Annotated in this window: 35 protein-coding genes; 5 read left to right on the forward strand and 30 right to left on the reverse strand. The window is 38.2% G+C overall.

Annotated elements, in window-relative coordinates:
- Nucleotides 1–56: 56 nt before the first annotated feature.
- Nucleotides 57–1,274, forward strand: a complete 1,218-nt coding sequence (locus ACOXY8_RS04395) for a 3-phosphoshikimate 1-carboxyvinyltransferase (RefSeq protein ID WP_458330331.1) — start codon at nt 57–59, stop codon at nt 1,272–1,274.
- Between the two features lie 2 nt (nt 1,275–1,276).
- Nucleotides 1,277–1,795, forward strand: a complete 519-nt coding sequence (locus ACOXY8_RS04400; protein ID WP_458330332.1) for a hypothetical protein — start codon at nt 1,277–1,279, stop codon at nt 1,793–1,795.
- On the opposite strand, the gene ACOXY8_RS04405 is transcribed toward ACOXY8_RS04400, so the two are convergent.
- Genes ACOXY8_RS04405 through ACOXY8_RS04415 form a run of 3 tightly spaced genes read right to left on the reverse strand, consistent with a single transcriptional unit; the run spans nt 1,779 to nt 5,221 of the window.
- Nucleotides 1,779–2,564, reverse strand: coding sequence for an ABC transporter substrate-binding protein (locus tag ACOXY8_RS04405; protein WP_458330333.1), 786 nt, complete (start codon nt 2,562–2,564; stop codon nt 1,779–1,781). The genes ACOXY8_RS04400 and ACOXY8_RS04405 overlap by 17 nt on opposite strands.
- Nucleotides 2,564–3,631 (reverse strand): M42 family metallopeptidase, encoded by a 1,068-nt coding sequence (locus tag ACOXY8_RS04410; RefSeq protein WP_458330334.1) that lies wholly within the window; start codon nt 3,629–3,631, stop codon nt 2,564–2,566. The genes ACOXY8_RS04405 and ACOXY8_RS04410 overlap by 1 nt, the downstream gene beginning before the upstream one ends.
- Nucleotides 3,632–3,640: 9 nt before the next feature.
- Nucleotides 3,641–5,221 (reverse strand): acyl-CoA carboxylase subunit beta, encoded by a 1,581-nt coding sequence (locus tag ACOXY8_RS04415; RefSeq protein WP_458330335.1) that lies wholly within the window; start codon nt 5,219–5,221, stop codon nt 3,641–3,643.
- A gap of 174 nt (nt 5,222–5,395) precedes the next feature.
- On the opposite strand from ACOXY8_RS04415, the gene ACOXY8_RS04420 reads away from it, so the two are divergent.
- On the forward strand, nt 5,396–6,349 hold the full coding sequence (locus ACOXY8_RS04420; RefSeq protein ID WP_458330336.1) for a Ppx/GppA phosphatase family protein: 954 nt from the start codon (nt 5,396–5,398) through the stop codon (nt 6,347–6,349).
- Nucleotide 6,350: 1 nt separating this feature from the next.
- Here ACOXY8_RS04420 and ACOXY8_RS04425 read toward each other — a convergent pair whose 3' ends face one another.
- Nucleotides 6,351–7,907 (reverse strand): mucoidy inhibitor MuiA family protein, encoded by a 1,557-nt coding sequence (locus ACOXY8_RS04425; RefSeq protein WP_458330337.1) that lies wholly within the window; start codon nt 7,905–7,907, stop codon nt 6,351–6,353.
- Between the two features lie 13 nt (nt 7,908–7,920).
- On the opposite strand from ACOXY8_RS04425, the gene ACOXY8_RS04430 reads away from it, so the two are divergent.
- Entirely contained in the window at nt 7,921–8,082 is a 162-nt protein-coding gene (locus ACOXY8_RS04430) for a hypothetical protein (protein WP_458330338.1), read from the forward strand.
- Nucleotides 8,079–9,149, forward strand: coding sequence for an Ldh family oxidoreductase (locus ACOXY8_RS04435; protein ID WP_458330339.1), 1,071 nt, complete (start codon nt 8,079–8,081; stop codon nt 9,147–9,149). The genes ACOXY8_RS04430 and ACOXY8_RS04435 overlap by 4 nt, the downstream gene beginning before the upstream one ends.
- Before the next feature lie 2 nt (nt 9,150–9,151).
- Here the strand turns inward: ACOXY8_RS04435 and ACOXY8_RS04440 are convergent, their stop codons facing one another.
- The 26 genes from ACOXY8_RS04440 to rplP all read right to left on the reverse strand — a co-directional run bounded on the left by ACOXY8_RS04440 (nt 9,152) and on the right by rplP (nt 22,971).
- Complete coding sequence (locus ACOXY8_RS04440; protein WP_458330340.1) at nt 9,152–9,697, reverse strand: hypothetical protein; 546 nt, start codon at nt 9,695–9,697, stop codon at nt 9,152–9,154.
- 12 nt (nt 9,698–9,709) lie between these two features.
- Nucleotides 9,710–9,997 (reverse strand): FtsB family cell division protein, encoded by a 288-nt coding sequence (locus ACOXY8_RS04445; RefSeq protein ID WP_458330341.1) that lies wholly within the window; start codon nt 9,995–9,997, stop codon nt 9,710–9,712.
- Nucleotides 9,998–10,058: 61 nt separating this feature from the next.
- A complete protein-coding gene (gene eno / locus ACOXY8_RS04450; RefSeq protein WP_458330342.1) occupies nt 10,059–11,339 on the reverse strand; it encodes a phosphopyruvate hydratase in 1,281 nt (426 codons plus the stop codon).
- A gap of 10 nt (nt 11,340–11,349) precedes the next feature.
- On the reverse strand, nt 11,350–12,462 hold the full coding sequence (gene carA / locus ACOXY8_RS04455; protein WP_458330343.1) for a glutamine-hydrolyzing carbamoyl-phosphate synthase small subunit: 1,113 nt from the start codon (nt 12,460–12,462) through the stop codon (nt 11,350–11,352).
- Between the two features lie 99 nt (nt 12,463–12,561).
- Nucleotides 12,562–13,092, reverse strand: coding sequence for a 50S ribosomal protein L17 (gene rplQ / locus ACOXY8_RS04460; RefSeq protein ID WP_458330344.1), 531 nt, complete (start codon nt 13,090–13,092; stop codon nt 12,562–12,564).
- 6 nt (nt 13,093–13,098) lie between these two features.
- A complete protein-coding gene (locus ACOXY8_RS04465; RefSeq protein ID WP_458330345.1) occupies nt 13,099–14,091 on the reverse strand; it encodes a DNA-directed RNA polymerase subunit alpha in 993 nt (330 codons plus the stop codon).
- A 31-nt stretch (nt 14,092–14,122) separates the two neighbouring features.
- A complete protein-coding gene (rpsD, locus tag ACOXY8_RS04470) occupies nt 14,123–14,728 on the reverse strand; it encodes a 30S ribosomal protein S4 (RefSeq protein WP_458330346.1) in 606 nt (201 codons plus the stop codon).
- A gap of 29 nt (nt 14,729–14,757) precedes the next feature.
- The gene (gene rpsK, locus ACOXY8_RS04475; RefSeq protein WP_458330347.1) at nt 14,758–15,150 is read right to left on the reverse strand and encodes a 30S ribosomal protein S11; all 393 of its coding nucleotides are present in this window, start codon (nt 15,148–15,150) and stop codon (nt 14,758–14,760) included.
- A gap of 12 nt (nt 15,151–15,162) precedes the next feature.
- On the reverse strand, nt 15,163–15,540 hold the full coding sequence (gene rpsM / locus ACOXY8_RS04480; protein ID WP_458330348.1) for a 30S ribosomal protein S13: 378 nt from the start codon (nt 15,538–15,540) through the stop codon (nt 15,163–15,165).
- A 2-nt stretch (nt 15,541–15,542) separates the two neighbouring features.
- Nucleotides 15,543–15,659: a 50S ribosomal protein L36 gene (gene rpmJ / locus ACOXY8_RS04485; RefSeq protein ID WP_458330349.1), complete on the reverse strand. Its 117-nt coding sequence runs from the start codon at nt 15,657–15,659 to the stop codon at nt 15,543–15,545.
- 2 nt (nt 15,660–15,661) lie between these two features.
- On the reverse strand, nt 15,662–15,880 hold the full coding sequence (gene infA, locus ACOXY8_RS04490) for a translation initiation factor IF-1 (protein ID WP_458330350.1): 219 nt from the start codon (nt 15,878–15,880) through the stop codon (nt 15,662–15,664).
- 1 nt (nt 15,881) lies between these two features.
- Entirely contained in the window at nt 15,882–16,655 is a 774-nt protein-coding gene (gene map, locus ACOXY8_RS04495; protein WP_458330351.1) for a type I methionyl aminopeptidase, read from the reverse strand.
- A complete protein-coding gene (gene secY, locus ACOXY8_RS04500) occupies nt 16,652–17,971 on the reverse strand; it encodes a preprotein translocase subunit SecY (protein ID WP_458330352.1) in 1,320 nt (439 codons plus the stop codon). Before secY ends, map begins: the two co-directional genes overlap by 4 nt.
- Complete coding sequence (gene rplO, locus ACOXY8_RS04505; protein WP_458330353.1) at nt 17,968–18,420, reverse strand: 50S ribosomal protein L15; 453 nt, start codon at nt 18,418–18,420, stop codon at nt 17,968–17,970. The genes secY and rplO overlap by 4 nt, the downstream gene beginning before the upstream one ends.
- A 2-nt stretch (nt 18,421–18,422) precedes the next feature.
- A complete protein-coding gene (rpmD, locus tag ACOXY8_RS04510; protein ID WP_458330354.1) occupies nt 18,423–18,602 on the reverse strand; it encodes a 50S ribosomal protein L30 in 180 nt (59 codons plus the stop codon).
- 4 nt (nt 18,603–18,606) lie between these two features.
- Nucleotides 18,607–19,125 (reverse strand): 30S ribosomal protein S5, encoded by a 519-nt coding sequence (gene rpsE / locus ACOXY8_RS04515; RefSeq protein WP_458330355.1) that lies wholly within the window; start codon nt 19,123–19,125, stop codon nt 18,607–18,609.
- A gap of 10 nt (nt 19,126–19,135) precedes the next feature.
- Nucleotides 19,136–19,486 carry a 50S ribosomal protein L18 gene (rplR, locus tag ACOXY8_RS04520; protein ID WP_458330356.1) on the reverse strand — a complete coding sequence of 117 codons (351 nt, stop codon included), beginning with the start codon at nt 19,484–19,486 and terminating at the stop codon, nt 19,136–19,138.
- 6 nt (nt 19,487–19,492) lie between these two features.
- Complete coding sequence (rplF, locus tag ACOXY8_RS04525; protein ID WP_458330357.1) at nt 19,493–20,050, reverse strand: 50S ribosomal protein L6; 558 nt, start codon at nt 20,048–20,050, stop codon at nt 19,493–19,495.
- A gap of 12 nt (nt 20,051–20,062) precedes the next feature.
- Nucleotides 20,063–20,458, reverse strand: coding sequence for a 30S ribosomal protein S8 (rpsH, locus tag ACOXY8_RS04530; protein WP_458330358.1), 396 nt, complete (start codon nt 20,456–20,458; stop codon nt 20,063–20,065).
- A gap of 84 nt (nt 20,459–20,542) precedes the next feature.
- Complete coding sequence (gene rpsN, locus ACOXY8_RS04535; RefSeq protein WP_458330359.1) at nt 20,543–20,812, reverse strand: 30S ribosomal protein S14; 270 nt, start codon at nt 20,810–20,812, stop codon at nt 20,543–20,545.
- Nucleotides 20,813–20,814: 2 nt separating this feature from the next.
- The gene (gene rplE / locus ACOXY8_RS04540) at nt 20,815–21,375 is read right to left on the reverse strand and encodes a 50S ribosomal protein L5 (protein WP_458330360.1); all 561 of its coding nucleotides are present in this window, start codon (nt 21,373–21,375) and stop codon (nt 20,815–20,817) included.
- A complete protein-coding gene (gene rplX, locus ACOXY8_RS04545; RefSeq protein ID WP_458330361.1) occupies nt 21,368–21,715 on the reverse strand; it encodes a 50S ribosomal protein L24 in 348 nt (115 codons plus the stop codon). Before rplX ends, rplE begins: the two co-directional genes overlap by 8 nt.
- 2 nt (nt 21,716–21,717) lie before the next feature.
- Nucleotides 21,718–22,086 carry a 50S ribosomal protein L14 gene (rplN, locus tag ACOXY8_RS04550; protein ID WP_458330362.1) on the reverse strand — a complete coding sequence of 123 codons (369 nt, stop codon included), beginning with the start codon at nt 22,084–22,086 and terminating at the stop codon, nt 21,718–21,720.
- A 2-nt stretch (nt 22,087–22,088) separates the two neighbouring features.
- Nucleotides 22,089–22,346, reverse strand: coding sequence for a 30S ribosomal protein S17 (rpsQ, locus tag ACOXY8_RS04555; RefSeq protein ID WP_458330363.1), 258 nt, complete (start codon nt 22,344–22,346; stop codon nt 22,089–22,091).
- 6 nt (nt 22,347–22,352) lie between these two features.
- On the reverse strand, nt 22,353–22,547 hold the full coding sequence (gene rpmC, locus ACOXY8_RS04560) for a 50S ribosomal protein L29 (RefSeq protein WP_458330364.1): 195 nt from the start codon (nt 22,545–22,547) through the stop codon (nt 22,353–22,355).
- A gap of 4 nt (nt 22,548–22,551) precedes the next feature.
- Nucleotides 22,552–22,971, reverse strand: coding sequence for a 50S ribosomal protein L16 (rplP, locus tag ACOXY8_RS04565; protein WP_458330365.1), 420 nt, complete (start codon nt 22,969–22,971; stop codon nt 22,552–22,554).
- Nucleotides 22,972–22,982 lie beyond the last annotated feature (11 nt).

Raw genomic sequence — 22,982 nt, forward strand, 5'->3', positions numbered from 1 at the left:
ACGGCCAAAACACCCCGTAAGGTTTCATTATTTACCTTTATCTTTTCTTGAATTGCATGAAAGACCAAATACTTTTAAAAAACTGTCCTAAGCCTCGGGTACGTGAGATTGCCTTACCTGCTTCAAAAAGCGAAAGCAATCGGATGTTGATAATTCAAGCGCTATCGGATGAGAAAATCAATATCCAAAACCTATCAGACGCTCGAGATACGCAAACGATGCTAAGGTTATTGGCATCCTCAGATGCGATATTAGATGTGATTGATGCAGGAACTACGATGCGTTTTCTCACAGCTTATTTAGCAGCAACGAACCAACCAAAACAACTCACTGGCTCAGAAAGAATGCAGCAAAGACCGTTGAAAATATTAGTAGATGCCCTAAGGGAAATTGGTGCAGAAATTCAATATTTAGATAAAGAAGGCTATCCTCCAATCCAAATAAAAGGAATTACCCGCCAGAAAAAAGATAGGATAATAGTTCGTGGTGATATTAGCAGTCAATATATTTCTGCATTGCTGATGATTGCAGCCAGTTTGCCGGATGGATTAGAAATAGAGCTGACAGGTAAAATTGGAAGCAGGCCCTATATAGAAATGACCTTGGGATTAATGTCAAGATTTGGTGTGCAAAATGAATGGAATGGAAATACAATCCGTATAGCAAACCAAAAATATGCGGGAGGTAATATTAGCATCGAATCAGATTGGTCAGCAGCGAGCTATTGGTATAGTATAGTGGCTTTGGCAAGCAGTGCTGAGTTCACTTTGAAAGGACTAAGACCAAATTCACTGCAAGCAGATATTCGCATTGTGATGATAATGGATAAACTGGGAGTTGGCTCTGAGTTTAGCTCGACTGGTGTTCGAATTTTCAAAAAATCGCAAAACAGCTTCAATCATATTGATTTTAGCGATTGCCCAGATTTGGCGCAAACCGTTGCGTTGACTTGTGCTGCATTAGGTAAGAAATGCACTTTTACTGGCTTGGAAAGCTTACGGATTAAGGAAACCGACCGGATTGCAGCTTTGCAAAATGAACTTCATAAAATAGGCGCATCGCTTATTGAAAGCAATAACGAATGGACATTGATACCATCTGAAAAGCTACCCGCTGAAGTAGAAATTGAAACTTACGAAGACCACCGAATGGCAATGGCTTTTGCTCCATTATGTACTTTGATGGATGTTAAAATTAAAGAGCCGAATGTGGTAGTAAAATCCTACCCTAGCTTTTGGGACGATCTTAAATTCGCTGGTTTTGAAATTGCGTAGTTATGAAGTCGATAAATAAAAAATCACCTTTACTATTTTTCATCACGTTTTTGCTTTTAAGTGGCTTTCATTTTTTGATCACCTATTTCGTAAATAGAGAAGGATATGATCCCTATTTCTCACTCTTTTTCGGTTTTGCTCTCGCTTTGATTTTTAGTTTTTTTCCAGTTTCATATTCTAGCTATAGAGACGAATGGATTTATTCCAATGAAATTATTACCAATAACACCTTCACTGATTTAAAACATTTGTTGATTTCTAAATTGGCTGAAAGTAGCTGGAAAATCACCAACCAAAAAGAAACTGATAATCAATTGAAGCTTGAATTTCGCTTAGACGAAAAGATTTGGCAGAAAAATGAGCGACTTACAATTGTAATTCAAAAATTAGGTGCTGAATGGAAACTCACAGTGAAAAGTGATGGAGGAGTTTCGTATAAAAGACAAGGATTGGAGCCACTAAAAAACAATGTTCTCAAAGCTCATGAGAAAATTGAGGAGATAATCACACGCCAAGATTAGCCTGTAATTCATTGATATAATCCGGAGTTTTGAGCAATCGACTTCCATACCAAGAAAACATTTCGCCATCTACTAGGACTACTTTACTATTACTGGCGATTTTCGCTACTTCCTCCATATGCTTTTGCTTGAACGGATACGGTTCTGATGATAGTAATATGAATTCTGGGTTCAGACTTCGAATTTCCTCATCGTTCAATTGCGGATAGCGTGGGTCTTGAATTACATTTTGAAAACCTGCTCTTAACATCACATCATGGATGAAAGTATCGTTTCCTGCACACATCCATGGCTTACGCCAAATCAGATAAATAGCTGATGCATCAATTGGAGCAATTGCCTCAAATCCTCCCGCTACTTTCTCTATAAGACTTGCTGCTTGATCCGTTTTATTAAGTACTTGACCTAGCATTTTGATCATTTCTAGAGCAGATGTCAAATCAACCACATCGCTTACCCAAACTGGGCAAAACTCTTCAATTGCTTCAACCTGTTCCTTAATGTTTTCTTCTTTACTGGCGATTACAAGATCGGGCTTTAATTCTTGAACTTTGTCTATTTTGACTGTTTTTGTTCCTCCAATCTTGGCTACATTCTCCACTTTTTCCTTCGGGTGTACACAAAAAAAGGTGATTCCCACCACCTCATTTTCTAAGCCTAAATCAAAAAGTAATTCAGTAAGCGATGGCACCAAGCAGACTATCCGCTTGGGCACATCGTTTAGCTCTATTTTTCTGTTTATTTGATCTGTAAATACACTGTTAAGCATTATCTCAAATAATGAAAATCATATTCAGGATCGAACTCTTTCAAGAAATTAAAGATCAAATCAATAACCTGATTGATATCTGATTTGCTTGCCGTTTCCACTGTAGTGTGCATATACTTAAGCGGGAGGGAAATAAGTGCTGAAGGTACGCCTTCATTACTATAGGCAAATGCATCCGTATCTGTGCCAGTTGCTCTTGATGCTGCAGCTCGTTGAAATGCGATATCATTTTTCTTTGCAGAATCAATGATCAAATCGAGAAGCTTTTTGTGTACGGCAGCACCATAGGTTAGTACAGGCCCTTTGCCAGCGGTAAGGTCACCATTTACCACTTTATTGTAACCTGGACTGGTAGTATCGTGACAAACATCCGTACAAATAGCTAATGAGGGCTTCAATCGCTGAGCAATCATTTGAGCGCCATGTAGACCAATTTCCTCTTGAACTGAATTTACCACATACAATGTGAATGGAAGTTTTACTCCTTCTTCTTTCAGTCGTCGAGCCACCTCAGCAATCATATAGCCACCAATTCTATTATCTAATGCTCGGCCAGCATAGTATTTACCATTGAGGTCGAGTAGCTCGTCTTTGAATGTTACAACACAACCCACATGTACGCCCATTTTCTCTACTTCTTCTTTGGATGTAGCGCCAATATCAATAAAGATGTTTTTGAGTGTAGGAGATTCTTCTTTGGCTGCATCGCGAACATGGATGGCTGGCCAACCAAATACACCATGAACAATACCTTTGTCTGTATGAATATTTACTCGCATGGAAGGTGCGATCTGATGATCAGACCCTCCGTTGCGTCGAACATAAATGTAGCCTTCTGAAGATATGTAATTTACAAACCATGAGATTTCATCAGCATGGGCTTCAATTACAACTTTACACTCTTGGCCGTCATTTACCACACCTACAGCAGTACCATAGGAATCGGTGAAATAAGAGTCAACAAATGGTTTTACATAATCTATCCACAACTTTTGGCCTGAGGCTTCGAAACCTGTAGGCGAAGGATTATTAAGGTATTCAAATAAAAATTTTTCGTTGTTTTCCATTATCAATCATTATAAAGGTATGTTGCCATGTTTCTTTCTTGGCAACTTATCTACTTTGTTTTCAAGCATTTTGAAACATCTCAAAAGCTTCTTACGCGTATCAGATGGCAATATTACCTCATCTACAAATCCTCTGTGCGCAGCGCGGTACGGGTTAGCAAATTTCAACGTGTATTCATCTACCTTTTCTTGCAACTTAGCTTCTGGATCTTCCGCTTCGGAAATCTCTCTACGGAAAATAATTTCAGCCGCTCCTTTAGCTCCCATTACTGCAATTTCACCTGTTGGCCATACATAATTGAAGTCTGCACCTATATGCTTAGAGTTCATTACATCATAAGCTCCACCATAAGCTTTGCGCGTAATTACCGTAACACGAGGTACCGTTGCTTCACTGAACGCGTATAACAACTTAGCTCCATTAGTAATAATTCCATTCCACTCCTGATCAGTACCTGGCAAGAAGCCCGGCACATCCACCATTACCAACAATGGAATATTGAAGCAATCGCAGAAACGAACAAATCGAGCTGCTTTTTTACTGCAATCGATATCTAACACACCGGCCATACTCGCAGGCTGATTGCCCACTACACCAATTGATCGACCGCCAATTCTTGCAAAACCAACTACAATATTCTCTGCATAGTTTTTATGAACTTCAAAAAAGGATTCTTGATCAACTATGCCTTCGATTACCTCCCGCATATCATACGGCTGATTAGGGTTATCAGGAATTATTTTGTCCAATACTGGCCTCGATTCATCAGCCTTCTCTTCATAAGGGTAAATTGGAGCTTGCTCTTCACAATTTTGAGGAACATAAGAAAGAAGCTGTTTTATGTTGTTGATGGCTTCGACCTCATTTGCACAGCTGAAATGAGTCACACCACTTTTGGCACTATGCGTACTTGCTCCACCAAGCTCTTCTGAACTTACATTTTCTTGAGTTACAGTCTTTACTACATTTGGTCCTGTTACGAACATGTAAGAAGTATTTTCTACCATCAAGATGAAATCCGTAATGGCTGGAGAGTAAACAGCACCTCCAGCACAGGGACCCATGATTCCAGATATTTGAGGAACTACTCCAGATGCCAAGGTATTACGATAAAAGATATCTGCATAGCCACCAAGGGACACTACACCTTCTTGAATTCTTGCGCCACCAGAATCATTCAAACCAATTACGGGTGCACCGTTTTTCATGGCCAAATCCATAATCTTGCAAATTTTCTCGGCATGTGTTTCCGATAAAGACCCACCAAAAACGGTGAAATCTTGAGAAAAAACATAGACCAATCTACCATTTACATTTCCGTAGCCTGTAACAACCCCATCACTAAGATAATGTTCCTTGTCTAATCCAAAATCCTTTGCTCTGTGGACTACAAATTTCCCAATCTCTTCGAAAGTACCTTCATCTATCAATAAATCGATCCGCTCTCTGGCAGTCAATTTTCCCTTTTTATGTTGTGACTCAATCCTTTTTTCTCCACCACCAACAAGTGCTTCAGCATTTTTACTTTTGAGCAATTCGTATTTCTGCTCATTGGTAGGCATGGTATATATTCTTTTGGTTTCGTCCATTGTAGCGATTATTGTTATTGTTAAATATTTTCAAATATAGTCCCGTAAGCCCATTTCCCGAAATACACTTTTATCGGTGGGACAAAACATTACAATTAAAACAACAGTAACATACATTATCCTATTAAACTTAGTAAAAATTGTATATTGCGCGCGCTTTGAATTGCGGAATGTATGAATAGAAAAATTGCCATAATAGACATGGGTACCAATACATTTCATCTAATGGTGGCATCATTAGATCAGTATGGTTTTAAAATTCTGTTAAAAGAAAAGGTTGCTGTTCGATTGGGAAAAGACGGAATTAGCAAAGGCTTAATCACAGAAGAAGCGCAGGAAAGAGCCATAAATACAATAAAAGCTTTTAAGAAAATAATTGATAAAGAAAAGGTCTTTGCTACATACGCAACTGGCACGAGTGCAATGCGCATCTCTAAAAATGGACAAGACCTAGCTAATAAAATTTACGAAGAGACGGCTATTAATGTACGGATAATAAGTGGAGAAGAGGAAGCTGAACTAATTTACTATGGAGTAAATAAAGCATTGAAAATTGGTGATAGTACTAGCTTAATTGTGGATATCGGCGGTGGTAGTGTCGAGTTTATTATTTGCAAACAAAATGCAATTTTATGGGTAGGTAGTTTTGAAATTGGTGCACAAAGAATGCTTGATCTCTATCATCAATCGGATCCAATAGAACAGGGTGAGATTGAAGAACTATACAGTTATCTAGAAATTCAATTGGCAGACCTCTTTGTAGCAGTAAAAAAGCACAAGCCAAAAACACTTATTGGATGTTCTGGTACATTTGATACCTTAAGTGATATCCATAGATTGAAAAAGGGAATCTTGAAGTATATTGACGAAACTGAGTTGCCATTAGACAAAACTAGTTTCGATGAGATATATTTAGATTTAATAAGTAAAACGCGGGAAGAAAGACTTGCTATTCCCGGGATGGTAGAAATGCGGGTAGATATGATTGTAGTAGCTTGTTGTTTAATTCAATTTATCCTGAACAAAACGAGCATCAAAAAGCTTCGTGCTTCTGCGTACGCTTTAAAGGAAGGAGTACTGCTCCATACTGTGAATATGGAGCAGTCCAAGATTACTTATTTAAATTAGCTTAGTATCTTACCTTTTTGTCTTTAGAATATTCCGCACTAAAGCCGAATTTAATTTCCTTCGTTTCTTTAGAACCAATTTTCAAGTTCCAAGTAAGAATACCAGTTTCTGTATCCAATTCAGCGCCTTGTCCGTCACGAAGTTTAATTACCAATTCGTCATTTCTACTTAAAGGAATTTGATCTTGTACTCGCACTTCAATTTCCTCACTGCGCGGATTATAAATAGAAATTACGAAATCTTGAATATCGGTACGTTTAGATCCTAAGAAACCTCTTCCCGTATTATCCAAAATTTGCTTTCTTTCCACTACAATTCTTTCATCTGCGCCTAGTGAAATAAGCATTTCATCCTCTATCATATTTGCATTGACATAAGTTCTGTTGCTAAGCTGATTCTGAAAATACACATTTGCTTGTGCTGATAAGGTAAAAACCTCCCGCCATTCCGTCAATTCTGCGACTAAAAATGCCTTTGGATTAAATTTCGGCGCAATCTGATACCTGTAATTAGCTGTTTTATTAGTTTCTGTTAGCACTGTTTCAAAAGGAGCAATTGAAGTAGGCACGTAATAATCACCTGTAAGCGTAAAGCTTAATGCTGTGGCTGATTCTCCAGCCTCCACATTAAAGTCAGAGATACTCTCTTCATCAGCCACCTCCATTATTTGCATTCCTTTGGCTTGCCCTCTAAGCCTAACCATCACCCTATCATCCACAAAATCCAAAACCCATGGATACAACTCAGGCAGAGTATTCCAACTATTTGGGTTAGCGGTAGTTAATACAACCTTTATTCCGTCCCAATCTTCGCCAGTAGCTTGGTGGATATTTGCTTTCAGTGCAATACTCAAATCCTCGCCATAGCCATTGGAGTAGATATCGTATCTAGGTTCCCATCTTGCCCTATTGGTTTGGTAAGCCAGTTCAAATGCAAAATTTCCACGCAAACTTGAGTTGATTATTAAAGTGAGTTCTCCATTATTTTCAACCTTGGTTGGAAAAAGTTGAGATTGCTGGCGTTCAATCTGCAATCGCTCACTATGTAGTTCAGCTAGTTTTTTATCAATCTTTGTAATTTCAGCGTATATAATTGCAAGCCTTTGAGATAAAAGCCTCGCTGCTTCCGTAATTGCATTTAGGTTGGAGGCTTGTTTGGCATAGGCATCGGCAAGGAATTGTTCCTCCCGCCTCAATACCATTTTGCTGTTTTCTAGAGTAGACATTTCAACTGCAATGGCATCCATTCTTTCTTTGAATTCTCTCTCCTTTGAGCTAAGCTTAGCTTCAGTCAAAAAATTTCGATTAAAACTTTGACTAATTATTCTAAAGTCAGCATCCTTAATATTAAATGTAAATTGAGACACATCTAAGTCAGCAGGTAAGCCGCCTATGCGGATACTTTGATTGCCAGGCGTAAGTGTCAAAACACCAGTTCGGTTAATTTGAGCTGCATTTGGAAAAACCACTACATCACTCACTTTGGATGAAATGGTTTGCTGAGCTAAGGCTTGAGCACCAAGGCATAGCAAAATCAGCAAAGTTGGAATTAAGCGCATAATAAAAAATTTAATGGTGGATAAAAATGAATTTGGCGTTGAGCAAGTCTTAAATCAATTAGAAATGGATTTCATTGATGCATACGAAAAGAATCGATCTTCAGCCAGAATCAATTCAGTCATTACAATACTCATTCCAAAAAAGCTTATTAATTTTGGTCAAAAATTTCAATGATAGATTTTAAGGATTTACAAGAATTTACGAAAAATGTCTTTTTGAAAATAGGCTGTTCTGAAACAGATGCTAAGCTCGCCTCAGAAGTTTTGATTGCGGCAGATTTGCGTGGAATAGACTCTCATGGAGTCGCACGACTAACAGGCTATGTAAGGCTGTGGGAGCGCGGGAGGATAAATGCCACTCCAGTCATTCGTATAGTGCATGAAACTCCCTCAACGGCTGTCATAGACGCGGATGGAGCGCTTGGTCTAGTGTCAGCACCATTTGCAATGAAAGTAGCGATGGAAAAAGCTGAGAAAGTAGGAACAGGTTGGGTTTCCATAAAAAATTCTAACCACTTTGGCATAGCCGGCTATCATGCAATGAAGGCATTGGAGAAAGATATGATTGGTATGGCAATGACCAATGCAAGCCCATTGGTAGCACCTACATTTTCGACAGAGCGAATGCTGGGTACTAATCCAATTGCCGTAGCAATTCCAGCCAAACACCAACCACCATTTGTTGCTGACTTTGCAACTACCACAGCGGCGAATGGGAAATTAGAAATACTACAGCGCAAATCTGAATTGGCTCCTGTGGGTTGGATTCAGGATAAAACAGGCCATTCTTCGATCAATCCCGATGAGCTAAAAAGTGGTGGTGCATTGCTTCCACTCGGTTCGGATAGAGACCATGGAAGCCACAAAGGTTATTGCTTGGGTTCTATTGTAGATATATTTTCGGCAGTATTGTCTGGAGCAAATTATGGCCCTTGGGTTCCACCGTTTGTAGCATTTCTTGAACCTCCATCGGATCCTGTAGGCGAAGGAATTGGACATTTTGTTGGTGCTATGAGGGTGGACGCTTTCAGGCCGGCTGATGAATTCAAAGCTAATATGGACAATTGGATCAATCGATTTAGAAATGCAACTCCTGTGGAAGGAAAAGAAGTATTAATACCAGGCGACCCTGAAAGACTTTTAGAAGCAATAAGAGTAAATGAAGGAATACCACTATTGGAAGCAGTGAAAAAGGACTTAAGAGAAGTTGCTAAAAAACTAGATGTAGAATTCGGCTGGTAAGCTTAGAAAATAAAACCAGCACGAATTATTAATGGACTTCCGTATGGTGAGCGAATATTGTCGTGGACTAAATTGTAGAGCACAGTTAGATTCATTCCGCCACGCTCACCAAAGCCGTTAAATATTCCTCCGCCTACTAATAAGCCGGGCACCCATTCTCTACGGACTACCACATTTAGATTATCATCATATTGCGGGTATTCCACACTCATGCTTTCATATTCGGCATGAGCGAAAAAGCGCTGCATTATGTTATGGCGCATGAAAATCCGTCCGCCGTATACATTCGCACTCTGATCGAAGTTGTTATATCTCAAATATTGGTAGGTAGCTCCTAGGCCAGCTGAAAACTGAGGAGTAATCATATATCCGGCGAGAGGAGAAATATCCACAAAAGTGATATTCCCAAAACCTAAACTGAAATTTCCACCTCCATAAATCCGCTCCATAGTGCTAAGTTCCTTCACATCATCTGTTTGGATTTGAGCAATTGCAGACTGAAAAAGTAGAACAAATAATGTGGTGAAAAGTAGTTTGGAAAAATTCATGAGATAGATTATTTAATCTTCTTCAATTACGAAGATATCCTCTGTGGGTTTCTTCATAAAATACCTTTCTCTTGCAAATTTTTCTAAAAGGACAGGATCATTGAACAATGCTTCTCTTTCTTTCTTAACTTGTTCTATTTGAAGAGAATAATGTTCCTTCTCATTTTCAAGGCTATTCAATTTAGATTTGAGCTTAAATTGAGAAATCAAGTCATTCCCATCTAAAAAAGCTATCCAAATAAGGAAGGATAAACTTGCCAGAAAGTAGAAGTTCTTAAATATGGAAGGTAATTTTTTCAAAATATCTAATAGTTGATGAAAAGATAAAAAAAATTCCGGTCAAAAACCGGAATCTCTCATATTACCTAAAGTTTTTACCTGGAAAATAGGCTGTTTCGCCTAATTCCTCTTCTATTCGGAGCAATTGATTGTATTTTGCCATCCTATCTGATCTTGAAGCCGAACCAGTTTTAATTTGTCCAGTATTGAGTGCTACTGCTAAATCAGCAATGGTAGAATCTTCCGTTTCACCAGAGCGATGGGACATTACAGAAGTATAAGAATTCTGTTTAGCTAGATTTACAGCTGAAATCGTTTCAGTCAAGGTTCCAATTTGGTTCACCTTAATTAGAATAGAATTACCGATACCCTCATCAATTCCTTTTTGGAGTCTTTTCACATTGGTCACAAATAAATCGTCACCAACTAATTGAACTTTATCGCCGATAGCCTCGGTGTGGAGTTTCCAGCCAGCCCAGTCATCTTCGGCCATTCCGTCTTCGATAGAAATAATTGGATATTTCTCAACCCATTCTTTCCAGTAGCTCGCCATTTGACTTGGTGTAAGCTTATCGCCAGTGGACTTTTTGAAATGGTAAACATTGTTTGTGGCATCGTAAAACTCAGAACTTGCAGCATCCATCGCAATAAAAACATCTTCGCCGGGTCTGTAGCCAGCTTTCTCAATGGCCATAAGCACCACTTCGATAGCTTCAACATTTGAGGCAATATTTGGTGCAAAACCACCTTCGTCTCCAACATTTGTTGAAAGACCTTTTGCCTTCAAAACACTTTTCAAATGGTGAAATATTTCCGTTCCCATTCTTAAAGATTCAGAAAAGGATGGAGCATTTACGGGCATTACCATAAATTCTTGAAAATCGATAGAATTATCTGCATGGCTGCCACCATTCAAAATATTCATCATTGGTACTGGAAGCGTGTTGGCACTTACACCACCCACATATCTATACAATGGCATTCCTAAAGATTGAGCAGCAGCACGCGCTGAAGCTAATGAAACTGCAAGGATTGCATTGGCCCCAAGTTTAGATTTATTCTCAGTCCCGTCTAACTCGAGCATGATCTTATCAATCAAATTTTGCTCATGCACAGAAAAGCCAATCAGTTCTTCGGCGATTAGACCATTCACGTTATCTATTGCCTTCAATACACCTTTACCCATAAAGCGGGAGGAATCTCCATCACGCAGCTCAACTGCTTCATGCACTCCAGTAGAAGCGCCGGAAGGCACAGCAGCTCTTCCTGCATAACCTTCAGCAGTCACAACATCCACTTCAATAGTTGGATTTCCTCTACTATCTAATATTTGGCGGGCATGTATTGATTCAATCAGACTCATTAGAAAAATTTTATTTTTTTAGTAATTCAATAAATTCATCAAAAAGGTAACGAGAATCATGTGGCCCAGGTGAGCTTTCAGGATGATATTGCACTGAGAATGCTTTCTTGTTTTTGACCCTAATTCCTGCTACAGTATTATCATTCAAATGACTGTGAGTTAATTCCACAATATCAGATTTAAGCACATCCTCCATATTAACCACAAAGCCATGGTTTTGGGAAGTAATTTCACCTAATGTTGAAACATGGTTTTTAACTGGGTGATTCAAGCCTCTGTGTCCATGGTGCATTTTATAAGTACCACAACCACATGCTAAGGCAAGAATTTGGTGACCTAAACAAATTCCAAATACTGGTTTATCGGCAGTCAAAATTTCTTTCACAGTATCCACCGCATAAGCCATCACTGCAGGGTCTCCAGGACCATTCGAAAGAAAATATCCATCAGGATTCCATTTCTCTATTTCAGCAAAAGTGGTTTTCGCAGGAAAAACCTTCACAAAACAATCTCTCGCCACGAAGTTTCTAAGAATATTGGTTTTAATACCGAAATCTAAAGCTGCAATTTTAAATGTTGCTTCTGGGTTTCCAACTTCATACGCCTCTTTCGTGGACACAATCGAAGACAATTCTAAACCATCCATAGATGGCACTTTCTTCAATTCATTCAAAAGTTCTTCAGGTGTACTTATTTCGGTCGAAATAATTGCATTCATAGCTCCTTTACTACGAATATGCTTCACTAATTTCCTTGTGTCAATATCAGAAATACCAACAACATTATTTTTATCTAAATATGCTTGTAAACTTTCGTCTGCTTGCTTTCTACTGAATGTAATTGAGAAATCACTTACAACAAGTCCTGCAATTTTTGGAGTACTTGATTCTTGTTCATCTTCAACAACGCCATAATTACCTATGTGAGAAGTAGTATTCACTACAATTTGACCAAAGTAAGAAGGGTCAGTATAAATTTCTTGGTATCCGGTCATACCAGTATTAAAGCAAATTTCGCCTCCAGTAGTACCTTCTTTACCTATACTCTTACCTTCGAAAAAGCTTCCATCTTCTAAAAGTAAATAAGCAGGTTTTCTGTTGATTGATTGAAGTGGATAAGACATAATGTAATTTAAATTTGACTCAAAAATATGGCTATCATTTTAAATAAAAAAAGGACTGATTTAAAAACCAGTCCTTTTTCAATATGTGTTGAGAAAACATTAATCTTTTTTCTCTTCTGTTGTATCAGTTGTATCAGTTTCTTCTGAAGCTGATTTTGTTTCTACATCTGCTTTAGCTTCCACTTTTTCTGTTTTTGCAGTTGCTGTGGATTTGCCACCTCTTCTACTACGACGAGTTTTAGTTTTAGCTGCAGATTCTGCCATCATAGCCTCATTGTAATCAACAAGTTCAATGATTGCCATTTCAGCATTGTCTCCTAATCTAGAGCCAGTTTTCAAAATACGAGTGTAACCGCCTGGTCTACTACCAATTTTTCCAGCTACTTCATCAAAAAGAACAGTAACTGAATCTTTATTCTGAAGATATGAAAATACTACTCTACGAGAGTTTGTAGTATTATCTTTTGCTTTCGTTATAAGAGGCTCAACGTATTTTCTAAGCTCCTTTGCTTTTGCTAGCGTAGTGGAGATTCTTTTGCTTATTATAAGAGAGGTTGCCATATTAGACAGCATAGCTTGTCTATGTGCAGTCTTTCTCCCTAAATGATTAAATTTCTTACCGTGTCTCATGGTATATTAGTCTTCCTCAAGTTTATACTTACTCAAATCCATTCCAAAAGTTAGGTTCTTTTCAGCAACTAATTGCTCTAACTCAGCAAGGGACTTCTTACCGAAATTTCTGAATTTCATCATATCTGAGATTTCAAGACGAACCAAATCGCCAAGAGTTTTAACCTCAGCTGCCTTTAGACAGTTGTAAGCTCTAACAGATAAATCAAGATCACTTAGAGAAGTCTTCAATAGCTTTCTCATATGCAATAATTCTTCATCTACAACATCAGGCTCACCCGTTGGCTCTTTCTCGATAGTGATGTCTTGATCCGTAAATAATCTAAAGTGATGAATCAGAATATCGGCAGCACCTTTCAAAGCATCTTCCGGATGGATCGAACCGTCTGTATCAACTTCAATGATTAATTTTTCATAATCAGTTTTCTGTTCAACCCTTGTATTCTCAACGCTATATTTCACATTTTTGATAGGCGTGAAGATAGCATCAATAGGGATATAACCGAATAGTTGTTCTGTTGGCTTATTTTCATCAGCAGGCAGATAACCACGACCCTTCTCAAGATTCAATTCAATTTCAAATGAAGAGTTCTCATCTAGATGGCAGATTACTGCATCAGGATTCAGTATTTCAAATGAATTCGTAAAGTTAGCGATATCACCAGCAGTAAAAACACTTTGATCTTTAACTTGAACACGAATCTTGTTATCAACTAATGCATCGTCAACCTTTTTGAACCTTACAGTTTTAAGGTTTAGGATAATTTCAGTTACATCTTCAACAACTCCCTCTATAGTGGAGAATTCATGAAGCACACCAGGAATAGAAATTCCAGTAATTGCGTAACCCTCCAAAGAGGAAAGGAGAATTCTCCTTAGCGCATTACCTATGGTAGTTCCATAACCTTTTTCGAGTGGTTTAAATGTGAAAAGGCCTTTGGTATCATCGGCTTTTTCCATCACTACCTTCTCTGGCATTTGAAAAGCAAGAATAGACATGTGTCAGTATTTTAAAAATTCAAAAGAATTATTACTTGGAGTATAGCTCGACAATTAGCTGCTCCTTAATGTTTTCAGGGATATCATCCCTAGTTGGTTTGGTAATAAACTTACCAACCATCTCTTTTCCATCCCACTCTAGCCAAGAATATCTTTTACCACCTCTACCAGCTAAACTATCAGAGATAGCCTCTAGAGATTTAGATTTTTCTCTTACTCCAACTACATCACCTTCTTTCAAAGTGTAAGATGGAATATTCACAAGTTCACCATTTACGGTAATATGTTTGTGTGAAACCAATTGTCTGGCTGCTCTTCTTGTTGGAGCGATTCCTAGACGGAAAACTGTATTGTCAAGACGAGCTTCAAGAAGCTGTAACAAAGTAGTACCAGTGATACCATCTTTACGGGAAGCCTTGTCAAATAGATTAGCAAATTGTCTTTCTAAAACACCGTAGATGTATTTAGCCTTTTGCTTTTCCATTAACTGTACTGCATATTCAGATTGCTTTCTTCTGCGACCTTTACCATGCTGTCCAGGAGGATAGCTTTTCTTTTGAAGAGCTTTACTTGGACCAAGAATTGGCTCTCCATATCTTCTTGATATTTTTGCCTTGGGGCCTCTATATCTAGCCATTATATTATCTTTTTATTCTTAACAGTGAATTAGACTCTTCTTCTCTTTGGAGGACGACATCCATTATGTGGAAGTGGAGTTACATCTTTAATCATTGTAACTTCAATACCAATATTCTGAATGGTTCTGATGGCTGACTCACGTCCGGCACCTGGTCCCTTTACAAAAACTTCTACCTTGCGTAAACCTAGGTCGAAAGCTGTTTGGGAGCAGTTTTGGGCAGCTACTTGCGCAGCGTAAGGAGTGTTCTTCTTAGAACCTCTGAAACCCATCTTACCCGCTGAAGCCCAGGAAATAACTTGTCCTGTGCTATTGGTAACGGAGATAATGATGTTGTTGAAGGTAGATTTTATATGTACCTGACCAATTGACTCAACAACAACAACTCTCTTTTTCGCTTTATCTTTTCTTTTCTGACTCATCGCTTATAAGTACTATTTAGTCGCTTTCTTCTTATTAGCAACAGTTTTTCTCTTGCCTTTTCTAGTACGAGCATTAGTTTTCGTACGCTGTCCTCTTAGTGGAAGACTCTTACGGTGTCTAAGTCCACGGTAGCAACCAATATCCATAAGTCTTTTGATGTTAATCTGAATTTCAGATTTCAATACACCTTCAACTTTGAATTCATTAGTAATTACCGCACGTATTGCCACTGATTCCTCATCAGTCCAATCAGCTACTTGTTTGTTACTATCAACACCGGCTTTCGACAAAATTTGCTGTGCAGCACTACGCCCAATACCAAAAATATAGGTAAGAGCTATTTCGCCTCTTTTTTTATCCGGAATGTCTACGCCTGCAATCCTTGCCATAGTTATCCTTGTCTTTGTTTAAACTTAGGGTTCTTCTTGTTGATTACGTACAGCTTGCCCTTTCTACGAATGATCTTACATTCGGTGCTGCGCTTTTTGATGGAAGATTTTACTTTCATGATTACTTATATCGGTAAACAATTCTACCTTTTGATAAATCGTATGGTGACATTTCTAGTTTAACACGGTCTCCAGGAAGAATCTTAATGTAGTGCATTCTCATTTTACCAGATATATGTGCTATCACTTGATGCCCATTCTCTAATTCAACTCGAAACATAGCATTAGATAATGCTTCAACTATAGTACCGTCTTGCTCTATTGATGACTGTTTGGCCATACTAAAATTTTAAAACCTCTTCAATGTATTTATGAGTTGTTATGATCTCAGGACCATTTTCAGTTACTGCTACAGTATGTTCAAAGTGAGCAGAAACCTTTCGGTCTTTCGTTCTAATTGTCCAGCCATCTGCTTCCTGAAAAATGAACCTAGTACCTAGGTTTACCATTGGCTCGATGGCGATAACACAACCCTTCTTCAATTTAGTTCCGCTTCCTCTTTTTCCATAGTTAGGAACCTCAGGACTCTCATGTAAGTTTTTACCTACTCCATGTCCAACGAGTTCTCTAACGACAGTATAGCCAAACTTTTCAACATGGCTCTGAATAGCGTTACCAATATCACCGATTCTATTACCTTCTTTCGCCTGGGCTATTCCAAGATAAAGGGATTCCTTCGTCTCTTTTAATAAAGCACTAATTTCAGGAGATACATTTCCAATTGGGTAAGTATAGGCGCAATCACTATGAAAGCCCTTATAGAAAACACCACAATCAACGGAGATAATATCACCTTCTTTAAGAACATACTTCCCAGGAAAACCATGAACGACGACTTCGTTCACTGATATACAAAGTGTAGCAGGAAAACCCTGATACCCTTTAAAAGAGCCTGTGGCTCCTGAATCTCTTATAAATTCTTCTGCTACTTTATCTAAAGTAGCAGTTTGAATACCCGGAGCAACCAACTTGGCTACTTCACCATGAGCTTTTCCAAGAATCTCTGCGCTTTCACGCATTAATTGAATCTCTTCTGAGCTCTTCAAATGAATCATCCGGCAACGGCTACATTTTGTGAACGACCTCTTAATTTGCCAGACTTCATCAAGCCTTCATATTTTCTCATTAGGAGATAGCTTTCAATTTGCTGTAGGGTGTCTAATACAACACCAACCATGATTAGCAATGAAGTACCACCATAAAATTGAGCAAACTCCCTTGTCACACCAAATATCACAGCTATAGCAGGTAATACAGCAACTATTGCTAGAAATATAGAACCTGGTAAAGTAATCTTCGTCAATACATCATCAATAAAGTTTGAGGTAGGTTTTCCTGGCTTGATCCCTGGAATAAAACCACCATTACGCTTCATATCCTCAGAAATCTGGTTTGGATTGACAGTGATTGCTGTATAGAAAAATGTGAATATGATAATCATAAATGCTAACAACACATTATACTGCCAAGACTCAAAGTTTGAGAAGGTAGTAAATATATAGGAAGCGGTATCGCTATCATCAGCCCAGATACTTGCCACTGTACTTGGCAAGAACATTAGAGACTGAGCAAATATAATTGGCATTACACCAGAAGCATTCACCTTAAGAGGTATATACTGTCTTTGTCCACCATATACTTTGTTACCTACAACCTGCTTCGCATATTGAACTGGGATTTTACGAGTTGCTTGGGTTAACATTACCACGAACATTACAACAGCAAAAAGTATTAAACCTTCAATAATTAAAGCTAAACCACCACCAAATCCTTTTGAAGCACCTTCCGCTAAAATACTACCTGGGAATCGAGAAATAATCCCGATCATAATAAGCATGGAAATACCATTACCTATACCTCTTTCGGTAATTCTTTCTCCTAACCACATACAGAATATGGTACCAGCACTCAAAATTACAAGTGAGGAGAAATAGAAGAAACTAGTATCAATAAGAATTGCTTCTGGCTGAACTGCTGTTGACAAATAGCCAAAACCTTGAGCAAGAGTAATTACAATAGTAAGAACTCTTGTGTATTGAGTGATTTTCTTACGACCAGTTTCACCTTCTTTTTGAAGTTTCTGGAAGTAAGGCACCGCCACGGTTAACAATTGCAATACAATTGAAGCGGAGATATATGGCATAATACCTAATGCGAATATGGAGGCTCTAGAGAAGGCTCCACCTAAGAAGGTATCAAGAAGTCCAAAAAATCCTCCCGCATCATCTGTAAGTAGATTTGGATCTACTCCAGGCAATACAACAAAAGAACCTAATCTAAAAATTGCTAATAAAGCAATCGTGTTGAAGATACGTGTTCTTAGTTCCTCTATTGCAAAAATGTTTCGTATGGTGGTGAAAAACCGTTTCATTCAGAAATAATAGTTACAGTGCCTCCTAATTTTTCAATAGCTTGGGATGCTGTTGCAGAACATTTATGTGCAGACACATTAATCTTTGCAGTTAGCTCTCCACGACCTAGAACTTTTACGAGGTCACTTTTTCCGACAATACCATTTTCAATTAGAACTTGAACAGTAATGTCAGCTATATTTAATTTCGATGCTAAAGCCTCAAGTGCCTCAAGGTTCACAGCTTTATATTCTACTCTATTAGGATTTTTAAATCCAAATTTAGGCACTCTTCTTTGAAGTGGCATCTGACCACCTTCAAATCCAAGCTTTCTAGAATAACCAGATCTTGATTTAGCACCTTTATGTCCACGAGTTGAAGTACCACCTCTACCAGAGCCAGGTCCACGACCAATTCGCTTACTATTTTTTATTGAACCTTCTGCAGGTTTTAATGTATGAAGTTTCATAATTAAAGTTCAGTTACAGTTACGAGGTGTTCAACTTTGTTAATCATTCCAGCAATTTGGGGAGTCAACTCAACATCTACACTTCTGTTAATCTTACCAAGACCAAGAGCTTGAATAGTTAGCTTCTGCTTCTTTGGTCTATCAATAGTACTTTTGATTTGGGTAATTTTTACTCTAGCCATGGAATTAACCGTTGAATACTTTAGACAATTTAACTCCTCTTTGCTGAGCTACAGCAAATGGATCTTTCATTTTAGTAAGAGCGTCAAAAGTAGCTTTTACAACATTGTGCGGATTCGAAGATCCTTTAGATTTTGCAAGGACATCATGAATACCAGCACTTTCAAGCACAGCACGCATCGCACCACCAGCTATTACGCCAGTACCTGGAGCAGCGGGTTTCACTAGAACTAATCCGCCAGAATATTTACCAATGGATTCGTGCGGTACAGTTCCTTTCAAAACAGGAACCTTTACAAGATTCTTCTTAGCATCATCGATACCTTTAGTAATAGCATCAGTTACTTCGTTTGCTTTACCTAAGCCATAACCTACAACACCATTACCATCACCAACTACTACAATTGCTGAAAAGCTGAATCTTCTACCACCTTTTACCACTTTAGCTACACGCTTAATGGCTACAACCTTTTCTTTAAGCTCGATATCGCTGGCCTTAACTGATTTAATATTGCTTTGGTACATAATAATTCAATTAGAAATTTAAACCACCTTCCCTAGCACCATCTGCCAAGGCCTTTATATTACCATGATAAAGGTAACCACCTCTATCAAATACAACTGCAGAGATACCAGCACCTTGAGCTTTTTCAGCTAGTTTCTTACCTACCTCTTTTGATTTCTCTACATTCACATTTTTCTCAAAACCCAGCTCCCTAGATGAAACTGCAGCTAATGTGTTACCCGTAAGATCATCAATAAGTTGAGCATAAATTCCCGTATTACTACGAAATACAGAAAGTCTAGGTCTGCCAGAATTACCAGTAATTCTTTTTCTGATACCCTTTCTAATTCGTGACCTTCTACTTAGTTTATTCTTAGCCATTACTTATTATTTTTTAGCGCTAGTTTTACCAGCTTTACGTCTTACAAATTCTCCTACGAAACGTACACCTTTGCCTTTGTAAGGCTCAACAGGTCTTAGATTTTTGATCTTAGCAGCTACTTGTCCGATAAGCTCCTTATCACTACCCTCTAGAGTAATGGTTGGGTTTTTACCTTTTGGAGTTTCTGCAACTACGCTTATTTCAGCAGGAATGGAGAAATAGATACTGTGTGAATAACCAAGAGCTAACTCTAGAATATTATTAGCAGCTGTAGCTTTATAACCTACACCAACTAATTCTAATGTTCTCTTGTACCCTTCACTGGTACCTATCACCATATTATTTATCAAAGATCTGTAAAGCCCATGTAGAGCTTTATGTCTTTTTTGTTCAGTTGGACGGTCAACAACGACCATTCCATCCTCAAGTTTCACGATGATATCAGGATTTACCTCCTGAGTCAATTCTCCCTTAGGACCTTTAACAGTGACGATATTGCTATCTGATACTGTAACACTTACTCCCGTTGGAAGACTTATTGGTTTCTTACCTATCCTTGACATTTTGGTCGGACTTTAGTAGACGTAACATAAAATTTCACCACCGATATTCATTTTTCTAGCTTCTTTATCAGACATCACGCCTTTAGAAGTAGAAAGAATGGCTATACCTAAACCATTCAGAACACGAGGAACTTCACTGCTACCAGAATATTTTCTCAAACCAGGCTTGCTGATTCTAGTTAAATTCTGGATTGCTGACTGTTTTGTAGAAGGGTTATACTTCAATGCAATTTTGATTGAACCCTGAACTGGGCTGTCTTCAAACTTGTAATTCTGAATATATCCTTTTTCATACAAAACCTTTGTAATTTCCTTCTTCAAGTTTGAAGCAGGTAACTCTACAATGCGATGATTTGCTTTAATCGCATTACGAAGTCTTGTAAGATAATCTGCTATTGGATCGCTCATTGCTATTATGTACTTAAGGCGAATTTAAAATGGCCTGCAAATTTAGAGAAACTAATTGAGTATTGAAACCAAACGAAGGAAAATTTACCAACTTGCCTTTGTAATTCCAGGAATCTTACCATCACTGGCCATTTCCCTGAAGGTAACTCTATTGATACCAAACTTACGCATGTATCCACGAGGTCTACCAGTTAACTTACAACGATTATGTAAACGTACTGGAGATGCATTTCTCGGAAGTTTATCCAACCCTTCGTAATCACCTGCAGCTTTTAACTGTGCACGTTTGTCAGCATATTTGGCAACAAGTTTAGCTCTTTTGCGCTCTCTAGCCTTTAATGATTCTTTCGCCATGTTTATTGAATTTTATTTTTTGATGCGAATGGCATTCCTAATGCCTTAAGCAATTCAAAGCTCTCTTCGTCAGTATTAGCACTAGTAACAATTGTAATATCCATACCAGATATTCTATTTACTTTTTCGATGCTAATCTCTGGGAAAATAATCTGCTCTTTTACGCCTAATGTATAATTACCACGGCCATCGAAACCCTTATCATTTATCCCTTTGAAGTCACGAACACGCGGGAGGGCAACAGATACAAGTCTATCTAAAAACTCATACATTTTCACTCCACGTAAAGTTACTTTAGCTCCAATAGGCATGCCTTCACGAAGCTTAAAGTTTGAAACAGATTTCTTTGCTATTGTTGGAACAGCCTTTTGACCAGAGATCAAAGTCAACTCTTCAACACCAGCATCAACCATTTTCTTATCTGACACTGCCAAACCAATACCTTTATTTATTACGATCTTTTGAATCGTAGGTACCTGCATTACAGATTTATAATTAAAGTGTTCCTTAAGCATAGGAACAACTTCACTAGTGTATTTTACTTTTAGCCTTGGATTAGCCATTCTTGATAACCTCCCCTGTTTTCTTTGAATACCTTTGTAATTTACCTGCATCATCCATCTTGCGACCAACTCTTGTTGCTTCACCTGTAGCAGGGTCAACAAGCATCACATTACTGATTTGGATAGGGGCTTCTTTCTTTTGAATTCCACCTTCAGGTTTTGAAGCAGATGGTTTCACGTGTTTCGTAACCATACGAATTCCTTCAACCAATACTTGACGTTTCTCAAGCAATACCTGCAGAACTTGCCCAGATTTACCTTTATCGTTTCCAGTGATTACTTTGACAGTATCTCCTTTACGAATATTTAGTTTAGGCTGTTTATTTTGCTTTCTTTCCATTATTATAAAACTTCAGGAGCCAAAGAAACTATCTTCATAAATTGCTTTTCACGCAATTCACGAGCCACTGGCCCGAAAATACGAGTTCCGCGAGGCTCATCATTATTATTAAGTAAAACAGCTGCATTATCCTCGAAGCGAATATATGAGCCATCTTTTCTTCTAATCTCTTTTTTGGTTCTTACAACCACGGCTTTAGAAACCGTACCTTTCTTCATATTGCTAGAAGAAAGGGCAGTTTTAACGGTAACGACGATTTTATCGCCAATACTAGCGTATCTTCTACGCGTGCCACCTAATACTCTTATACAAAGTACAGTTTTAGCACCGCTATTATCTGCTACTGATAGTCTACTTTCTTGCTGGATCATTGTTATTTAGCCCTTTCAATAATTGAAACCAATCTCCACCTTTTATTCTTGCTCAATGGCCTAGTTTCCATGATTTTAACAGTATCACCAATATTAGCCTCATTGTTGTCGTCATGAGCCATAAATTTGGTCGTTTTACCGATAAACTTACCATACATTGGGTGCTTTACCCTGCGGGAAATAGCAACAGTGATGCTTTTCTCCATCTTGTTGCTTATTACCTTTCCGATTCTTTCTTTTCTCAGATTTCTTGACTCCATTGTCGTTTAATTTGAAAGGTTTCTTGACGTTTCTTCCGTCTTAAGCCTGGCAATAAGCTTTTTAGCTTCCCTTATTTTCATAGGGTTTTCCAAAGGAGAAATAGCGTGAGCGAATTTAAGCTTCTGTAGATTTTCAACTTCAACAGCTATTTTTTCAGCCAATTCTTCCTGACTTAATGATATAATTTCTGCGTTCTTCATGACCTTAACCCTGATAATCTCTACTTGTCACAAACTTAGTTCTCACTGGTAACTTTTGAGCAGCAAGGCGTAATGCCTCTTGAGCCAATTCTAAGCTTACTCCAGATGATTCAAATATTATGGTTCCAGGTTTAATTACTGCTACCCAATATTCAGGAGCACCTTTACCTTTACCCATCCTTACCTCAGCAGGCTTCTTTGTGATAGGCTTATCTGGAAAAATACGAATCCAAACTTTACCTTCTCTCTTCATTGCACGTGTAACGGCAATCCTAGCAGCTTCAATTTGGCGACTTGTAATCCAAGCCGGCTCTAGCGACTTAATACCAAAGTTGCCGAAGGATAGAGTATGACCTCTTTGGGCTATACCTTTAATTCTACCTTTTTGCTGCTTTCTAAATTTTGTTCTTTTAGGCTGTAACATCTTCTATATTA

The sequence above is a fragment of the Peijinzhouia sedimentorum genome (genome assembly GCF_049340005.1).
GTDB lineage: Bacteria > Bacteroidota > Bacteroidia > Cytophagales > Cyclobacteriaceae > CAXBDP01.

What these genes read in the sequence shown, in the direction of transcription:
- ACOXY8_RS04395 (WP_458330331.1), top strand. Translation starts at nt 57, where the DNA reads ATGAAAGACCAAATACTTTTAAAAAACTGTCCTAAGCCTCGGGTACGT.
- ACOXY8_RS04400 (WP_458330332.1), top strand. Translation starts at nt 1,277, where the DNA reads ATGAAGTCGATAAATAAAAAATCACCTTTACTATTTTTCATCACGTTT.
- ACOXY8_RS04405 (WP_458330333.1), bottom strand. Translation starts at nt 2,564, where the DNA reads ATGCTTAACAGTGTATTTACAGATCAAATAAACAGAAAAATAGAGCTA.
- ACOXY8_RS04410 (WP_458330334.1), bottom strand. Translation starts at nt 3,631, where the DNA reads ATGGAAAACAACGAAAAATTTTTATTTGAATACCTTAATAATCCTTCG.
- ACOXY8_RS04415 (WP_458330335.1), bottom strand. Translation starts at nt 5,221, where the DNA reads ATGGACGAAACCAAAAGAATATATACCATGCCTACCAATGAGCAGAAA.
- ACOXY8_RS04420 (WP_458330336.1), top strand. Translation starts at nt 5,396, where the DNA reads ATGAATAGAAAAATTGCCATAATAGACATGGGTACCAATACATTTCAT.
- ACOXY8_RS04425 (WP_458330337.1), bottom strand. Translation starts at nt 7,907, where the DNA reads ATGCGCTTAATTCCAACTTTGCTGATTTTGCTATGCCTTGGTGCTCAA.
- ACOXY8_RS04430 (WP_458330338.1), top strand. Translation starts at nt 7,921, where the DNA reads ATGGTGGATAAAAATGAATTTGGCGTTGAGCAAGTCTTAAATCAATTA.
- ACOXY8_RS04435 (WP_458330339.1), top strand. Translation starts at nt 8,079, where the DNA reads ATGATAGATTTTAAGGATTTACAAGAATTTACGAAAAATGTCTTTTTG.
- ACOXY8_RS04440 (WP_458330340.1), bottom strand. Translation starts at nt 9,697, where the DNA reads ATGAATTTTTCCAAACTACTTTTCACCACATTATTTGTTCTACTTTTT.
- eno (WP_458330342.1), bottom strand. Translation starts at nt 11,339, where the DNA reads ATGAGTCTGATTGAATCAATACATGCCCGCCAAATATTAGATAGTAGA.
- carA (WP_458330343.1), bottom strand. Translation starts at nt 12,462, where the DNA reads ATGTCTTATCCACTTCAATCAATCAACAGAAAACCTGCTTATTTACTT.
- rplQ (WP_458330344.1), bottom strand. Translation starts at nt 13,092, where the DNA reads ATGAGACACGGTAAGAAATTTAATCATTTAGGGAGAAAGACTGCACAT.
- ACOXY8_RS04465 (WP_458330345.1), bottom strand. Translation starts at nt 14,091, where the DNA reads ATGTCTATTCTTGCTTTTCAAATGCCAGAGAAGGTAGTGATGGAAAAA.
- rpsD (WP_458330346.1), bottom strand. Translation starts at nt 14,728, where the DNA reads ATGGCTAGATATAGAGGCCCCAAGGCAAAAATATCAAGAAGATATGGA.
- rpsK (WP_458330347.1), bottom strand. Translation starts at nt 15,150, where the DNA reads ATGAGTCAGAAAAGAAAAGATAAAGCGAAAAAGAGAGTTGTTGTTGTT.
- rpsM (WP_458330348.1), bottom strand. Translation starts at nt 15,540, where the DNA reads ATGGCAAGGATTGCAGGCGTAGACATTCCGGATAAAAAAAGAGGCGAA.
- rpmJ (WP_458330349.1), bottom strand. Translation starts at nt 15,659, where the DNA reads ATGAAAGTAAAATCTTCCATCAAAAAGCGCAGCACCGAATGTAAGATC.
- infA (WP_458330350.1), bottom strand. Translation starts at nt 15,880, where the DNA reads ATGGCCAAACAGTCATCAATAGAGCAAGACGGTACTATAGTTGAAGCA.
- map (WP_458330351.1), bottom strand. Translation starts at nt 16,655, where the DNA reads ATGATTCATTTGAAGAGCTCAGAAGAGATTCAATTAATGCGTGAAAGC.
- secY (WP_458330352.1), bottom strand. Translation starts at nt 17,971, where the DNA reads ATGAAACGGTTTTTCACCACCATACGAAACATTTTTGCAATAGAGGAA.
- rplO (WP_458330353.1), bottom strand. Translation starts at nt 18,420, where the DNA reads ATGAAACTTCATACATTAAAACCTGCAGAAGGTTCAATAAAAAATAGT.
- rpmD (WP_458330354.1), bottom strand. Translation starts at nt 18,602, where the DNA reads ATGGCTAGAGTAAAAATTACCCAAATCAAAAGTACTATTGATAGACCA.
- rpsE (WP_458330355.1), bottom strand. Translation starts at nt 19,125, where the DNA reads ATGTACCAAAGCAATATTAAATCAGTTAAGGCCAGCGATATCGAGCTT.
- rplR (WP_458330356.1), bottom strand. Translation starts at nt 19,486, where the DNA reads ATGGCTAAGAATAAACTAAGTAGAAGGTCACGAATTAGAAAGGGTATC.
- rplF (WP_458330357.1), bottom strand. Translation starts at nt 20,050, where the DNA reads ATGTCAAGGATAGGTAAGAAACCAATAAGTCTTCCAACGGGAGTAAGT.
- rpsH (WP_458330358.1), bottom strand. Translation starts at nt 20,458, where the DNA reads ATGAGCGATCCAATAGCAGATTATCTTACAAGACTTCGTAATGCGATT.
- rpsN (WP_458330359.1), bottom strand. Translation starts at nt 20,812, where the DNA reads ATGGCGAAAGAATCATTAAAGGCTAGAGAGCGCAAAAGAGCTAAACTT.
- rplE (WP_458330360.1), bottom strand. Translation starts at nt 21,375, where the DNA reads ATGGCTAATCCAAGGCTAAAAGTAAAATACACTAGTGAAGTTGTTCCT.
- rplX (WP_458330361.1), bottom strand. Translation starts at nt 21,715, where the DNA reads ATGGAAAGAAAGCAAAATAAACAGCCTAAACTAAATATTCGTAAAGGA.
- rplN (WP_458330362.1), bottom strand. Translation starts at nt 22,086, where the DNA reads ATGATCCAGCAAGAAAGTAGACTATCAGTAGCAGATAATAGCGGTGCT.
- rpsQ (WP_458330363.1), bottom strand. Translation starts at nt 22,346, where the DNA reads ATGGAGTCAAGAAATCTGAGAAAAGAAAGAATCGGAAAGGTAATAAGC.
- rpmC (WP_458330364.1), bottom strand. Translation starts at nt 22,547, where the DNA reads ATGAAGAACGCAGAAATTATATCATTAAGTCAGGAAGAATTGGCTGAA.
- rplP (WP_458330365.1), bottom strand. Translation starts at nt 22,971, where the DNA reads ATGTTACAGCCTAAAAGAACAAAATTTAGAAAGCAGCAAAAAGGTAGA.